Origin of the sequence: Cupriavidus sp. KK10 (assembly GCF_018223725.1) — a bacterium.
GTDB classification, from domain to species: Bacteria; Pseudomonadota; Gammaproteobacteria; order Burkholderiales; family Burkholderiaceae; genus Cupriavidus; species Cupriavidus necator.
The window spans coordinates 1,918,877-1,932,075 of the sequence record NZ_CP073677.1 but is presented as its reverse complement, the minus strand read 5'-3'; the positions used below and the strand labels follow the sequence as shown (position 1 = coordinate 1,932,075).

14 protein-coding genes and 1 pseudogene are annotated in these 13,199 nt (G+C 63.8%); 5 read left to right on the top strand and 10 right to left on the bottom strand.

What is annotated here, in order from left to right; translation table 11 throughout:
- The first annotated feature begins 25 nt into the window (after nucleotides 1-25).
- A complete protein-coding gene (locus KB879_RS09355; RefSeq protein WP_211981076.1) occupies nucleotides 26-1,153 on the top strand; it encodes a CaiB/BaiF CoA-transferase family protein in 1,128 nt (375 codons plus the stop codon).
- 9 nt (nucleotides 1,154-1,162) lie between these two features.
- Here the strand turns inward: KB879_RS09355 and KB879_RS09350 are convergent, their stop codons facing one another.
- Nucleotides 1,163-2,065, bottom strand: coding sequence for a LysR family transcriptional regulator (locus KB879_RS09350; RefSeq protein WP_013952552.1), 903 nt, complete (start codon nucleotides 2,063-2,065; stop codon nucleotides 1,163-1,165).
- Nucleotides 2,066-2,188: 123 nt separating this feature from the next.
- Here KB879_RS09350 and KB879_RS09345 point away from each other — a divergent pair, with 123 nt between their 5' ends.
- The 3 genes from KB879_RS09345 to KB879_RS09335 are packed head-to-tail and all read left to right on the top strand — an operon-like array spanning nucleotide 2,189 to nucleotide 4,035.
- Entirely contained in the window at nucleotides 2,189-2,617 is a 429-nt protein-coding gene (locus tag KB879_RS09345; protein WP_013952551.1) for a DoxX family protein, read from the top strand.
- Nucleotides 2,618-2,674: 57 nt separating this feature from the next.
- Nucleotides 2,675-3,103, top strand: a complete 429-nt coding sequence (locus tag KB879_RS09340; protein ID WP_013952550.1) for a nuclear transport factor 2 family protein — start codon at nucleotides 2,675-2,677, stop codon at nucleotides 3,101-3,103.
- Entirely contained in the window at nucleotides 3,103-4,035 is a 933-nt protein-coding gene (locus KB879_RS09335) for an NADP-dependent oxidoreductase (RefSeq protein WP_211981074.1), read from the top strand. The genes KB879_RS09340 and KB879_RS09335 overlap by 1 nt, the downstream gene beginning before the upstream one ends.
- Before the next feature lie 22 nt (nucleotides 4,036-4,057).
- Here KB879_RS09335 and KB879_RS09330 read toward each other — a convergent pair.
- The 4 genes and pseudogenes from KB879_RS09330 to KB879_RS39270 all read right to left on the bottom strand — a co-directional run.
- A pseudogene (locus tag KB879_RS09330) lies at nucleotides 4,058-4,381 on the bottom strand (SDR family oxidoreductase); the annotation flags it as partial.
- A gap of 757 nt (nucleotides 4,382-5,138) precedes the next feature.
- Nucleotides 5,139-6,392: an IS256 family transposase gene (locus KB879_RS09325; protein ID WP_211982153.1), complete on the bottom strand. Its 1,254-nt coding sequence runs from the start codon at nucleotides 6,390-6,392 to the stop codon at nucleotides 5,139-5,141.
- Nucleotides 6,393-6,539: 147 nt separating this feature from the next.
- Entirely contained in the window at nucleotides 6,540-6,764 is a 225-nt protein-coding gene (locus KB879_RS09320; RefSeq protein WP_041228584.1) for a DUF2188 domain-containing protein, read from the bottom strand.
- 152 nt (nucleotides 6,765-6,916) lie between these two features.
- Nucleotides 6,917-7,132, bottom strand: coding sequence for a GDCCVxC domain-containing (seleno)protein (locus tag KB879_RS39270; RefSeq protein WP_080569613.1), 216 nt, complete (start codon nucleotides 7,130-7,132; stop codon nucleotides 6,917-6,919).
- A gap of 151 nt (nucleotides 7,133-7,283) precedes the next feature.
- Here KB879_RS39270 and KB879_RS09315 point away from each other — a divergent pair, with 151 nt between their 5' ends.
- Nucleotides 7,284-7,697, top strand: coding sequence for a MerR family DNA-binding protein (locus KB879_RS09315; RefSeq protein WP_013952544.1), 414 nt, complete (start codon nucleotides 7,284-7,286; stop codon nucleotides 7,695-7,697).
- A 156-nt stretch (nucleotides 7,698-7,853) separates the two neighbouring features.
- Here the strand turns inward: KB879_RS09315 and KB879_RS09310 are convergent, their stop codons facing one another.
- The 5 genes from KB879_RS09310 to KB879_RS09290 are packed head-to-tail and all read right to left on the bottom strand — an operon-like array spanning nucleotide 7,854 to nucleotide 13,009.
- Nucleotides 7,854-8,846 carry a tripartite tricarboxylate transporter substrate binding protein gene (locus KB879_RS09310; RefSeq protein WP_013952543.1) on the bottom strand — a complete coding sequence of 331 codons (993 nt, stop codon included), beginning with the start codon at nucleotides 8,844-8,846 and terminating at the stop codon, nucleotides 7,854-7,856.
- A gap of 51 nt (nucleotides 8,847-8,897) precedes the next feature.
- Nucleotides 8,898-9,902, bottom strand: coding sequence for a nitronate monooxygenase family protein (locus KB879_RS09305; protein WP_148271650.1), 1,005 nt, complete (start codon nucleotides 9,900-9,902; stop codon nucleotides 8,898-8,900).
- Complete coding sequence (locus tag KB879_RS09300) at nucleotides 9,899-10,672, bottom strand: crotonase/enoyl-CoA hydratase family protein (RefSeq protein ID WP_211981072.1); 774 nt, start codon at nucleotides 10,670-10,672, stop codon at nucleotides 9,899-9,901. The genes KB879_RS09305 and KB879_RS09300 overlap by 4 nt, the downstream gene beginning before the upstream one ends.
- A 7-nt stretch (nucleotides 10,673-10,679) precedes the next feature.
- Entirely contained in the window at nucleotides 10,680-11,471 is a 792-nt protein-coding gene (locus tag KB879_RS09295; protein ID WP_013952540.1) for an SDR family NAD(P)-dependent oxidoreductase, read from the bottom strand.
- Entirely contained in the window at nucleotides 11,468-13,009 is a 1,542-nt protein-coding gene (locus tag KB879_RS09290) for a class I adenylate-forming enzyme family protein (RefSeq protein ID WP_211981070.1), read from the bottom strand. Before KB879_RS09290 ends, KB879_RS09295 begins: the two co-directional genes overlap by 4 nt.
- Between the last annotated feature and the right edge of the window lie 190 nt (nucleotides 13,010-13,199).

The following is a 13,199-nucleotide window of genomic DNA, read 5'->3' as shown; positions in this document are numbered from 1 at the left end:
TTCCCTTCTCCCCCCAAGGCCCTGTATGAAGCCAGAATGGTCCTGCCTCAAGGACGTCACCATCATCGACGTCAGCCAGTTGCTGCCCGGTCCGCATGCATGCAGCCTGCTGCGACAACTAGGCGCGGATGTGATCAAGGTGGAGCAGCCCGGCACCGGCGACACCGCGCGGCAGCTTGGTCCAACGGTGTTTGCGCAGTTCAACCGCGGCAAGCGCTCGATTGCGCTGGACTTGAAGACCGATGCAGGCCGTGAGGCCTTCCTTGACCTGGTGCGCAATGCCGATGCCGTAGTGGAAGGCTTCCGCCCCGGCGTGATGGCGCGGCTTGGGCTGAGCTATGAAGCGCTGGCGGCGGTCAATCCGGCTATCGTGCTGTGTTCGGTCTCTGGCTTTGGCCAGACTGGCCCGTATGCCAGCCACGCCGGGCATGACCTGAACTACCTGGCGCTGGCTGGATATTGGGCGACGCCGGTGCAGGTGCACGATACGGTCTCGCGCCCGCGCGTGCGGGTGTCGGATTACGCCGCATCCGGTTACGCGGCGCTGTCGCTTGCGGTGGCGATCATGAGTGCGCGCCAGAATGGACAGGGTCAACATCTGGACGTCTCGATCCATGACGCGATCCTGTCGTGGACCGCCCATGGCGCCTGGGCCGCGCGCGGGCATGAGGCATCGCCCCAAGCATCCCCTACCGTGATGCCGGAGAACGATCTCTTCGAAACACGTGATGGCCGGCATCTGGCGATGGGCATCCTGGAGAACAAATTCTGGGTCAACCTGTGCGAGGCGCTGGGCGATGAGTTCCCTGCCCTGCGCGATCCGCGCTTTGACACGCGTGGTGTGCGGTACGGGCACAAGGTTGAGGTCAATGACCTGATGGCAGCGGTGTTCCGCACGCGCAACCTGGCCGAGTGGGAGGCGTTCTTCGGGCCGCTGGATATTCCGTTCTCGCCGGTGCTGGGGGCGACGGCGCTGTTTGAGGATCCGCATGTACAGGCGCGGGACGTGGTTCGGCCGGTGCCCGGGGAAGGCGGGATTGCTGTGAATTTTCCGGTGAGGTTCTCGCTGGGGTTGCCGGAGGGGGAGGATTTTGTGGCTCAGGTGGGGGAGCACAATGCGGATCCCCAATCCTCTAACCCCACAAATACCTAGCATGACCGTTCAGTCGCGCGCCGACGTCCCTTTCAGCCGCTTGAGGAACCACCGGGCGGCGGGGCCCGGCGGCGCGTCCTTGCGATACACGGCAAACATGGCAATCGGTGGGGTCCGGGGCTGAAAGCTCTCCAGTCTCAGTGGCACCAGCGTGCCCTGGTCGAGATCCGGCTGCACCATTGCCACGGGCATATGTCCCCAGCCAAAGCCGGCGCGCAGGAATGCATGCTTCGCGCCAAGGTCGGCCAGGCGCCAGGTCAAAGGGGAGAACACGCCGTAGGCCCTTCCCTCGCTTAGCGTGGTCCGGTCCGTGAGCACCAACTGGACGTGATCCTCCAGTTCGGCTGCCCGGATCAGCCTCTTCCTTGCCGCCAGCGGATGCTGCGGCGCCACGACCGTGACCATTGGCACATCGAGCAGCTTTTCGGCTTCCAGCGCCTGCGGAACCACCGGCATGGAGCCGCTGATGCCAAGCCGGCAAACGTTCTCGAGCACCGGCCGCAGGACTGCCCCCAGCGCCTCGACGTACAGGCGCAGCGGCGTATGGGGAAAGGCTTCGCGAAACTCCCCCACGGCCCCGGTCAGCGAAGCCATCGGATACATCACGTCCACGACCACTGACAACTCGGGCTCCAGCCCCTCCGCCATGGCGCGTGCCTTGGACTTGAACCCATCCATGCCGCTCACCACCAGGCGCGCTTGCGCCAGCAGGGCGGTGCCCTGCTCCGTGAGGCGCGGATAGCGGCCACCCCGGTCGAACAGGCGCACGTCGATCTGCGCCTCCAGGTTGGCCAGCGTATGGCTCACCACCGACTGCGCGCGCCGCAGCTTGCGGCCCGCCGCGGAGAAGCTTCCTTCGTCGGCGGCGGCAATAAAGGTGCGCAACTGGTCCAACGAGACGCCATCGAGCATGTATCTACTCCATAGATGGATAACATCTACAAATATAGGCTACCAAGATGGATGTCAAGCGCCTACTCTCCCCTCATGCCATCTGCAAGGCCGCTTCTCCACTCTCTCCATCGAGGACCCATCATGAACTCCAAGCAAAACCTGTCGCATTCATCCCTTCCACTGATCGGCCGCATCCTTGTCGCCGCCATCTTCCTTGTCAGTGGGGTTGGCAAGCTGATAGCGCCGGGTGCCACCCTGGCCTACATCACATCGCTCGGCCTGCCTGCGCCGACGCTGGGCTTCGCCGGCGCGCTGGTGCTCGAACTGGCAGGCGGCGCACTCCTGATTGCCGGCTATCGCACGCGCGCCGTCGCGGCAATGCTTGCCGTCTACTCCGTGGCAACCGCGCTGATCTTCCACCACGCGCTCGGCGACCAGAACCAGATGTTCCACTTCCTGAAGAACCTGGCCATGGCCGGCGGGCTCCTGCAACTGGTGGCCAACGGCGCTGGCGCGTTCAGCCTGGACGAACGCCACACGACGTCCACACGGCTGGCCCACGCCAACTGATCTCGGTCGATACGGCCTTCGCTGCCGAAGGGCTGGCAGGCTCCACAGGGGAACATCATGAACAACGCCGCAGCACTACTGACCCAGCATTTCGAATCGCTTGTGGACAATCACGAGCGGTGGAAGGAACTGATTGCCGACGACATCGTGTGGAATCTTCCCTACGCGCCGAGCCTGGGCCACCCGCGTCAACTGGCTGGCAGGGAAGCCGTCATCAGGCATGCCCAGTGGTTCATCAGCGAGGTATCCGGCTTCCGCTTCTACGATGCGCAGGTCTCGGCACTGGCCGATCCAGGAATGTCCGTCGGCGTGGTGCGTGCCAAAGGCCTGATCCGATCGACCGGCCGGCCCTATGAACAGGAATATGTCGTCTTCCTGACCGTCAGGAACGGCAAGATCGCGCACCTTCGCGAGTACTTCAACCCGGTTCAGGCCGCAGTGGCGCTAGACGCGCCCATCGCGGTGGACTATGCAAGGAGCATCTGATGAAAGCCATACAAGTCGACGCATTCGGCGGCCCGCAGAATCTGGCACTCCGCGAAGTCGCGGATCCTCGCCCGGGCGACAATGAGGTGCTTGTCGACATCATGTCGACGTCGGTGAATCCCATCGACTGGAAGATCGTGTCCGGAGCAATGCGCAGCGTGATCCCGGTACCGCTACCGTTCACGCCCGGCGCCGATGCTGCCGGCACGGTGATCGCGGTGGGACGCAATGTCACGACCTTCGCACCCGGTGACGAAGTGATGGGGTTCATCGGGATTGCCGGGGGCTACGCGACCCGCGCCGCCGTCAGCGCGGAGCGGCTTGCGCGCAAGCCAGGGAATGTGCCGCTGATTGAAGCCGGGGCAATCCCGACCGTCGCACTGACCGCATGGCAGGCGCTGTTCGAACATGGCGGCCTTCGTACAGGACAGAAGATCCTCGTCCATGCCGCGGCCGGCGGTGTCGGCAGCGTAGCGGTTCAGCTGGCCGCCCTGGCCGGCGCCGAGGTGATCGGCACCGCCTCCGCTGCCAACCTCGACTACGTGCGTAGCCTGGGCGCAACCGCCGTGATCGACTATGGCGCGGAGGATTTTGCCCGCCGGGTCGCGCAGGCGGATATGGTTCTCGACCTGGTCGGTGGCTACACGCAGGAGCAATCGTGGTTGGTCCTCAAGCCCGGCGGCGTCCTCGTCTCCAGCGTCAGTCAGCCAGACATACTGCGCTGCCGTGCGTCAGGCGCGGAGGGCAAACGCTTCTCCACCCGTCCTGACGGCCAGCAGCTCGCAGAGATCGCTGCCCTGTATGCGTCGGGCAAGCTGCGCACGCAGGTCGATTCGGTCTTTCCGCTTGACGAAGCATCGCACGCGATGAGCAGAAGCGTGACCGGGCATGCAAAAGGCAAGATCATCATCCAGATGGCGGATCAGCGATAACCGATAGCCGGGGGGGGCGCGCTCATGGCAGCGCGACACTCATGCCCCCATCGACCATCACCACGGCGCCGATGATGTAGCTGGCCTTGTCCGATGCCAGGAACGCGATCACTTGCGCGATCTCCACGGGCGGCGCGGCGCGGCGAATCTACGCATTCTTTCCATGCTCGGCCAGGAACGCAGGCCCGTCGGCGTGGATATGGTTGGTGATGTTCGCCACCACATCGCCAGAGCCCACTGCATTGACGCGAATCCCATGCTCGATGGCTTCCAGGGACAGCGCACGCGTCAGCTTGGCCAATGCTCCCTTCGAGGCGGCATAGGCGGCGATCGTCGGGAGGGCCTGGCGTTCGCATCGCTTCGATGTTCACTCAGTGATTTCCCACTCGCCTGAGTTGCCGCAAGCTTCGCTCGCCTCTTCCGAATGCGACGTCTCTTATCGCCTGCATGACGTCGGCAGGAAATACTGGTCGCGTTATCGACGAGTGATGCGGCCTATTCGCTCCGGCCAGTTCCGGTCGAATAGATGCAGACGCACGCGGGGCGTGGGCGCCCTGCTACAGCCCGAAGAACTTACAGCGAGCACCCCATCCAATGTCCTTTGCGTTACCAGTGCGGCCATAGGCGTGGTCAGGGATCATGGTTTATTGGGAATTATGGGATCGCAATAATTATTGAAATTCAATAATTCCAAATAAGTGCACTATGCCAAACATCTATCGCCGCCCCGCTCTGGCCGACCGGATGACCCGGCAATTGCTGCGCCCTAGGGTCTTGGACGAAGGGTTGCGCTCCGGCCTATTCCTGTCCGGACTGCGGCGCACCGGCAAGACGACATTCTTGATCAATGACCTCGTCCCGGCTCTTGAGGCAGACGGGGCGATCCTGATCTATGTGGACCTGTGCCACGCTGGCACAGGCGCTGGCGGAAGTGGTCGACAAGGCGAAGACCAACGTTGTCCTGATCGTAGATGAGGTGCAGCATGCCATTACATCCGAGGAGGGCAACCGGATGCTGCTGGCGCTCAAGGCTGTGGGTGGGCGTACGTCAGCTAGATCGGAGGTGTCAGGAATTCTGTGTGCTGAGGTCGGTTAAATAGATCTCAGCGTAGGGCGTTGATGAAGCGGTCACCGAAGAGAATGGCGAACTGGTTGGCCGCTTGTTTCCAGGTGATGGGCGGCATCTTCCAATCTTTCTCGATGTTGCGCAAGGCCAGGTACAGCAGCTTGCTGGCGGCTTCGTCGCTGGGGAAGTGGCCCCGGTTCTTGACGATCTTGCGCAACTGCATGTGCATGCTCTCGATGGCATTAGTGGTGTAGATGATTCTGCGCACTTCCGGCGGATAGGCGAAGAACGGGATGACCTGCTCCCATTGCCGCCGCCACATGTCGGCCACCGTCGGGAATTTGCGGCCCCAATCGCTGCCGGCAAAGGCATCCAGCGCAGTGGCAGCGGCATCGGCCGTGGCAGCCTGGTAAATCGGCTTGAGTGCGGCCGCCAGACCCTTGCGATCCTTCCAGCTCGCCAGGTTGAGCGAGTTGCGGATCAGGTGGACGATACAGGTCTGGATTTGCGCGCCCGGGTAGACGGCCTCGATGGCCTGGGGGAAGCCGCGCAGGCCATCGACCACGGCGATCAGGATGTCCTCCAGGCCGCGGTTCTTCAGCTCGTTGAAGACCTTGAGCCAGAACTTGGCGCCTTCGGTCTGCTCGATCCACAGGCCGAGGACTTCCTTGCGCCCATCGGCGCGGATACCCAGCGCGAGGTACACCGCCTTGTTCCTGACGGTGCCTTCGTCGCGGATCTTCAGGCGCAGCGCGTCGAAGTAGACAATGGGGTACATCGCCTCCAGCGGGCGCTGCTGCCATTGTTCGACCTCGGCCAGCACTTCGTCGGTGATGGTGGAAATCAGGTCGGGCGAGACCTGCAGGCCATACAGTTCCTGCAAATGGCCCTGAATCTCACGCACGCTCATCCCGCGTGCATACATGCTGATTACGTGGTCGTCGAAGCCGGACAGCCGGCGTTGGTACTTGGCGACCAGTTGCGGCTCGAAGGTGGCTTGCCGGTCGCGCGGAATGTCCAGTTCCAGCTCGCCGTTGGGCGTGAGGACGGTCTTTGCACTGCTGCCGTTGCGGTGATTGCCGCTCTTGCCTTGCTTGGCCTCGCTGGCCAGATGGTGCGTCAGTTCGGCGGCAAGCATACGCTCGGCCAACTGCTTCTTGAGCAGGCCGGCCAAGCCTGATTCACCGAGAATCGACTCGGCGTCCTTGTTCTGTACCTGAGCCAGTAGTTGATCGATCAACTCATCCGGAAACAGCTTCGGTGCGCTCGATTTCTTGCTCTTCTTGGTCATGCTTGTTGTTTCGGTCATAAGGGCGTTTCTTTCGATATCGTCTCATGACCTCAACACACAAGAAATCTGACAGGCTCGCTAGATCGTCAGATAGGCAGCCAGTTCGATCAGCTGACAGCCCTTTCACGCTTCACCGCTAGTACGGTCTCACCGCTGCGGCTCCTGTTGCTTGTCGCCGCACGCGTTGCGCAAGTGCACATCCCCGTCGTGACGATGTATGTGCAATTCGGCGTTCTCTCGCATGGCCACCTCCCACCCCGCAGCGATTGCCGCTTCCATGGTCGGAAATCTCTGGGTTTTTATATTGAGGCCGCCGAATTCCAATGCCCAACCATCTTCTGCGGGTAGAACGCGAATGATCCGCGATTGCATAATGACCCCTCTCTAAGTTTCCCGCGACATACAGCGGGCGTCGCGTACTGTCGAGCAAGAACATGCTCCCGCGGACATGCGTGGCTGGGTAAGAGCCGGGATCATCCGGGAGGAACCGCATCGAGGGTACGTCATGCATCGCTGTACCTGCGTCAACGAACACACGAGCAAGACTGCTGCTGCATGGGCGGGCACCTTTCGGTGCCATACGAGCAGAAGACGCAGCAATCACCGGCCTTGGGCCTTAGCACCGCGTGGCAGCGCTCGCACTCATAGCACCACTGGCAGGCATCAATGGGCATGGTTTCTTCTTTTGCATGCGCGCACTTGGGGCAGGTGATGATTGACTGCAGCTTGACGGCGCTCATCATTTCTCTTTGCCTCACGGCCGATGGGCAGTAGACGGTCACCGTGCCTGGCAACCCGATCTCCGGCGTTGCCCATCGCAACGCAATCCGTCCTTCCCGTATGTGCCGTTTAGGCGTAGCCTAGGTCCGTACCAAGGTACGGAGTCAAGCGATGGACCACACACTAACAATCGGGAAGCTGGCCAAGGCGGCTGGTGTTGGCGTGGAGACGGTACGTTACTACCATCGGTGCGGCCTGCTGCCGGTGCCGGAGCGTGCCTATGGCGCCATTCGACAGTATTCGCAACAGAGCTTGCAGCGGCTTCATTTCATTCGCCAGGCCCAGTCGCTCGGGTTCACCCTGGATGAAGTCCGGGTACTGCTGCGACAGAACGATGGCGGGACGTGCAGCACAGCCCGCGCACTGGCCGAGCAAAAGCTCAGTCTTGTGGAGGAAAGATTGAAGGATTTGCGACGATTGCGAGCGGAACTGAAGAATCTCATTGGGCAATGCCACGCCAATGGCAATGAGGCTTCTTGTCCCTTGATTGACTCTTTGTCCGCCAACATCGGTAGAGAGGCTTAGGATCGGACCTGATACGACATGCAACGGAAAGGTGGGCCGGCCAACGGCAAACAGCGTGACAAGTGGTCCGGCGCGGACAAGCCGCGTTGAGGCTGGCGCACCTGTGGGCGGCGAGCCGGACGAAGCCTCGTCAGGCCGGGCGCCCACAGGCTGTCTTCAGTTCACCGTAACACCCCCAATCCCCTGTACCGCCTGCTGCCAGCGCGTGCGCTCTTCTTCCAGCACGCGGCCCGCTTCCGCCAGCCCCGTGCCGGCAGGCTCCCCTCCCTGCTCCCGCAACAGCGCAGCCATCTGCGGGGTCTTCACGATCTTGACGATTTCCGCGTTCAGGCGCTGCAGGATATCCGGGGGCGTGCCCGCCGGGGCATAGACTGCATGCCAACCCACCATCGACTCCAGCGCCGGCATGCCCTGCTCGGTGAAGGTAGGGACTTTAGGCAGCAGGCTGGAACGGTCCTTTCCGGCAATGGCCAGGCCGCGGATCTTGCCGGCATCGATCAGGGGCTTGGCGGAGCCGGGTTCACCGAAGCCGGCCACCACCTGCCCGCTGGCGAGATCGTTCATGAAGCTGCCCTTGTAGGGAACGTGGACCAGGTCGATACCGGCCTTCTTGTTCAGATACTCGCCTGCGATATGCGCCGAGGAACCGGTACCGAAGGACGCAAACGCGAGCGACCCGGGGTTCTGCTTTGCATAGGCCACGAACTCCTGCAGCGTCTTCGCGGGCACCTTCGCGTTGACCAGCAGGATCAGGGATCGCTTGACCACCTGAGAGACCACCACCACGTCTTTCTTGGCATCGTACGGCAGGCTCTTGTAGGTCAGCGGATTGAGCACGATCGGGCCGGAGATGGAGTAGAGCAGCGTGTAGCCGTCTGGCGCGGCCTTGGCCACCGCGTCCGTGCCGATGATGCCCGAGGCCCCCGGCCGGTTCTCGACCACGATGGACTGTCCAAGCGCGGCGCCCAGCTTCTGGGCGAGCGGGCGCGCGATCGCATCGGGGCCGCCGCCCGGCGGATAAGGCACGATCAGCTTGATGGGCCTGGCCGGGTAGCCCGATGTGGATTCGGCTGCGATGGCAGGCACCACGGTGCAGGCGAACGTGATCAGACCCGCAACGAGGCGGCCGGCATGGCTTGACTTGAACATTTTGTCTCCTGGTTGGCGCTCTGGCGGCGCTCGCTATGCGGTTGACCGGGGCTATGCCGGCGGCTGATCCGATAACAGGGCTTGCGTGCGCAAGCGTGCGGCTTCGTATTCCCTGCATGTGGTGGCGATCAAGGCAGCCACGCTGCCAACGTCGGATACCCCTGAAACGGTATGTCCGGCGCTCCAGATATCGCTCCAGCGTTTGGGCTTGTCGTGCGCCTTTCCCCCGCCGAAGCGGGCCTTGGCTTCTTCAAACGTGACCGACTCGTCCAGCCCGTCAGCGTCGAGGCCCGCGGCCTCGATGGAAGGTCGCAGCATGTTGGTATCGAGCCCTGTGAACGCGCGCGTGCGCAGCACGTCGTCGAGGCGACTTGCCACCACCATCTCCTTGTGGCGTGCATCTGCCATGCTTTCCGCGGTGGCGATGAACTTGGTGCCCATATAGCCAAGGTCGCAGCCCAGCACCCGGGCAGCCCACAACGCGTGGCCGTCCGAGATGCCACCGGCCAGCACCAGCGGCCCGTCGTAGAAAGCCCGGACCGCACGCGCGAAGGCCATCCCGTTGGCCCATCCGGTCTGGCCGCCCGCGCCGGCACTGAGCAGCACCAGTCCGTCGGCGCCGGCCTGCAGCGCCTTCTCGGCGTGCGCGACCGAGGCTACGTCTGCCAGCACCATGCACCCGACGTCGTGCAACGGCCCGACCACCGCGGCTGGAGACCCCACGCTGGTGATGACCATTTCCACCCGATGGCGCACCAGGCAGGCCAGATCGTCCTGCAGCCGCGGCTGGCGGATGATCAGGTTGGGGCAGAACGGCGCCGGCTCGGCTTTGCCCGCTTCTCGCTCATCGAGGTCGGCGCGGATGGTCGTCAGCCACTGATCGAGTTCCTCCACCGTGCGCGCGTTGGCGGTCGGGAAGGCACCGACCACGCCGTTGCGGCAGGCAGCGGTCACCAGCGCCGGTCCGCTGATGCGCAGCATGGGCGCGGCGATCAGCGGCAGGCGCAAGCGCGGCCACGGCAGCTCCAGCCCGCCGGTTGCAATGGCGGACCTCATCGGCCCCGCCATTGCGGCTTGCGCTTTTCCGCGAAAGCGGCCAGGCCTTCCCGCCGGTCTTCGGAATCCAGGGCACGCGCGGCGATCGGGGCCTGCTTCTGCCAGGCCTCCTCGTCGGTCCAGTCGGCGCTGAGGCGCATGATTTCCTTGCTCGCGGCCATGGCGAGCGGCGCGTTGACCAGCAAGCCCTCGGCGAGCGTGATGGCTTCCTGCAGCGCGGTGCCCGGCTCCACCAGACGGTTGGCGAGTCCGTGCTGATGGAAGAAGGCGGCGTCGCGGATCTGGCCAGACAGCGCCAACTCCATCGCGATATGGTAGGGAATGCGGCGCGGCAGCCGGAACAGGCCGCCGCCTACCGCCACCACGCTGTGGCGCACTTCCGGCAGGCCCATGAGGGCATTGCGCGCGGCCACGATCAGGTCGCAGGACAGGCAAAGCTCCAGCCCGCCGCCCACCGCATAGCCTTCCACCGCCGCGATCAACGGCTTGCGCGGCGGGCGGCGGAACAGCCCGAAGCCGCCGCGGTCGTCGGTGGTGGCGCGCTCGCCGCGTGCCACGGCCTTCAGGTCCGCGCCGGTGGAAAAATTGCCATCGCTGCCAGTGAGGATGCCGATGAACAGGCTCTCTTCGTCATCGAGCAGGTCCATCGCGGCATTCATCTGCACCGCGGTTTCGGCATCGCACGCATTCTTGACCTGCGGGCGGTTGATGGTGACGATGAGCAGCGGACCGCGCCGCTCTGTCAGCACCTTGGGAGTATCGTCGTTCATGCGCACCTCACTGGGCAAAGGAGAAGCCGCCGTTGACCGGATAGGTCTGACCGGTGATCCAGGCACTGGCATCCGAAGCCAGGAAGAGCACCATGTTCGCCACGTCCTCGGGGCGCCCCGGCCGGCGGATGACGTACTTCTCCATCATCTTCTTCAGCCTGTCAGGATCGTCGGCCAGGCGCTTTTCGATCGCAGGAGTCGCCGTGGCCGCGATCGCCACGGTGTTGGCCGTGACCTGATAGCGCCCGAGCGTGCGGGCAATCGCGCGCATGAAGCCGGCAGCCCCTGCCTTGGCGCCGGAATAGATCTCAAGGCCCGGTTCGCCCACGCGTCCGGCATCGGAGATGATGGTGATAATGCGGCCGCGCTTGCGCTCGATCATGTCGGGGATGCAGGCGCTGGCGCAGTGGATCACCCCGTAGAAATTGACCTCGATCGCGCTGTTCCAGGCCTCTCGCCCATGCTCCCAGAACGGCTTGCGCACGTCTGGCGACGGCGTCGCGCCATGGTTGCCGGCATTGTTGACCAGCACGTCGATGGGGCCGGCAAGTTCGCGTGCCTGCGCAACCATGCGCCTGACACTGTCGGCATCGGACACATCCGCCTGCACCGCAAACGCGTTGCCGCCGGCGTCCCGGATCGATTGCGCGACGGCTTGCGCGCGTTCGGCAAAGTAATCGTTGACGATCACCGCGGCAGCGCCGTGCCCGGCGAAGTGCCGGGCGATCTGCTCGCCCACACCCTGTCCGGCGCCTGTCACCAGCGCCACCTTGCCTTCGAGACTGAGTAGGTCGTTCATACGCGCCGCTCCTGTCCTTTCCAATAGGGATCCCGCAGTTCGCGCTTCAGGAGCTTGCCCATGGTGTTGCGCGGCAATTCCTGCATGAATTCGATACGGCGCGGCCGCTTGTACGAAGCGAGATGCTCCGCGCAGTGGGCCAGCACCTCATGCTCGCCGACGCGATGGCCGGGCTTGAGTTCGCAGAAGGCAAGCACCTGCTCGCCGAACTCGTCGTCGGGGATCCCGATCACCGCGGCGTCCAGGATGGAGGGATGCCTCAGCAGCGCCGCCTCGATCTCGGCCGGATAGATGTTCACGCCGCCGGAAATGATCATGTCCTTGGCGCGGTCGGTGATGAAGATGTACCCGTCCTCATCGAGATAGCCGACATCGCCGACGCGGAAGAAGCCCTCGGCGTCAACCGTGTCGGGGCCGAGCGGCGGCGCATTCAGGTAGTTGCGGATGGTCACCGGCGTGCGGATCCACAGTTCGCCGCGCTGGCCTGCCGGCAGGCAATGTCCTTGCGCGTCCCGGACCTGCACGATGACATGCCGGTGCGGCTTGCCGCTGGAACCCGGCTTGATGCGCTGCATCTCTGGCGGCAGCCGGGAAATCATGCCGACCTCGCTGGCGCCGTAGCCTTCCTGCAGGGTATCGGCGCCGAAGTAGCCGAGAATCCATTCCTTCAGCCCGTAGGGCACGGGAGCGGCCCCGATGCTGAGGCCACGGATCGACGAGACATCGTAGCGGGCCAGCACTTCGGCAGGCAGCGCCGCCAGGCGCTTGTACATGGTGGGCACGCCGGTCCAGGTAGTGACCTTGTGGCGGGCAATCAGTTGCAGCGTCTCTTCCGGCAGGAAGCGCCGCTGCAGTACGGTCTTGCCGCCACGACGCACGCACGCCCAGAACTGGGACGGGCCGGAACCGTGGTGGGCCGGCATGTTGATCAGGCTGACGCTCTCGCCGGCGCCGCCGCGGTAGGCCTCCACGGACTCGCGGTACTCGCGCATCGTCTGGGGATCGGTGCCGCGATGCATCGTCACCCCCTTGGGCAGCCCGGTGGTGCCTGAGGTGTAGATGATCAGCGGGGGCTCGGCCTGCGCATGGAGTGGTACATCGCTACTTTCGAGCAAGACGCTGTATGGCAGGAATCCGTCGGCGGGCGCGTCGATCGAGATGGCAAGCTTGATGGGCAACGCATCCAGCACGGGCTTCAACGCGGACGGATCGGCATCGTCGCAAAGGAACACCGTTGCCCTGCTGTCAGCCAGCACGTGGCGGCATTCTTCCGGTGTCAGCCGCCAGTTCAGCCCGAGCATCGTGCTGCCCAGCTTGGCTAGCGCACCGGCAACGATGGCCCATTCGAGCCGCACCTGGGTGCGCAGCACGACGATGTCGCCGGCACCGACCCCGCGTTCCCGCAATCCATGCGCGACGCGGTTGGCTACCTCGTTAAACGCCGCCCAGGTCAGGCTGCGCTCTCCTTCGACCAGGGCGACATCGTCGGGTTTTTCCGCCGCCCATCGTTCGATTCCAATCAGCATTGCTTGGTCCATGTCTCCTTACCTCGGCGATGTCGGGCGGGGTTGTTGCTGCTGCCCGAACCACAACTTGCTTGTTGTCGGACAAGAATATGTATTTGCTTGTTCATCAGCAAGTAAGTGTATTCCCGGATTCCGCCGCGAAGGGCGCTCACTAAACTGGGCAGGGTTATCCAACTACTCGCGCCACCCCGAGTGGCGCATT

Coding starts and splice junctions, on each gene's coding strand:
- KB879_RS09290 (WP_211981070.1), bottom strand. CDS start 13,009: ATGGACCAAGCAATGCTGATTGGAATCGAACGATGGGCGGCGGAAAAA.
- KB879_RS09325 (WP_211982153.1), bottom strand. CDS start 6,392: ATGACCAAGAAGAGCAAGAAATCGAGCGCACCGAAGCTGTTTCCGGAT.
- KB879_RS09350 (WP_013952552.1), bottom strand. CDS start 2,065: ATGCTCGATGGCGTCTCGTTGGACCAGTTGCGCACCTTTATTGCCGCC.
- KB879_RS09295 (WP_013952540.1), bottom strand. CDS start 11,471: ATGAACGACCTACTCAGTCTCGAAGGCAAGGTGGCGCTGGTGACAGGC.
- KB879_RS09345 (WP_013952551.1), top strand. CDS start 2,189: ATGAACTCCAAGCAAAACCTGTCGCATTCATCCCTTCCACTGATCGGC.
- KB879_RS09315 (WP_013952544.1), top strand. CDS start 7,284: ATGGACCACACACTAACAATCGGGAAGCTGGCCAAGGCGGCTGGTGTT.
- KB879_RS09355 (WP_211981076.1), top strand. CDS start 26: ATGAAGCCAGAATGGTCCTGCCTCAAGGACGTCACCATCATCGACGTC.
- KB879_RS09310 (WP_013952543.1), bottom strand. CDS start 8,846: ATGTTCAAGTCAAGCCATGCCGGCCGCCTCGTTGCGGGTCTGATCACG.
- KB879_RS39270 (WP_080569613.1), bottom strand. CDS start 7,132: ATGAGCGCCGTCAAGCTGCAGTCAATCATCACCTGCCCCAAGTGCGCG.
- KB879_RS09340 (WP_013952550.1), top strand. CDS start 2,675: ATGAACAACGCCGCAGCACTACTGACCCAGCATTTCGAATCGCTTGTG.
- KB879_RS09300 (WP_211981072.1), bottom strand. CDS start 10,672: ATGAACGACGATACTCCCAAGGTGCTGACAGAGCGGCGCGGTCCGCTG.
- KB879_RS09305 (WP_148271650.1), bottom strand. CDS start 9,902: ATGAGGTCCGCCATTGCAACCGGCGGGCTGGAGCTGCCGTGGCCGCGC.
- KB879_RS09320 (WP_041228584.1), bottom strand. CDS start 6,764: ATGCAATCGCGGATCATTCGCGTTCTACCCGCAGAAGATGGTTGGGCA.
- KB879_RS09335 (WP_211981074.1), top strand. CDS start 3,103: ATGAAAGCCATACAAGTCGACGCATTCGGCGGCCCGCAGAATCTGGCA.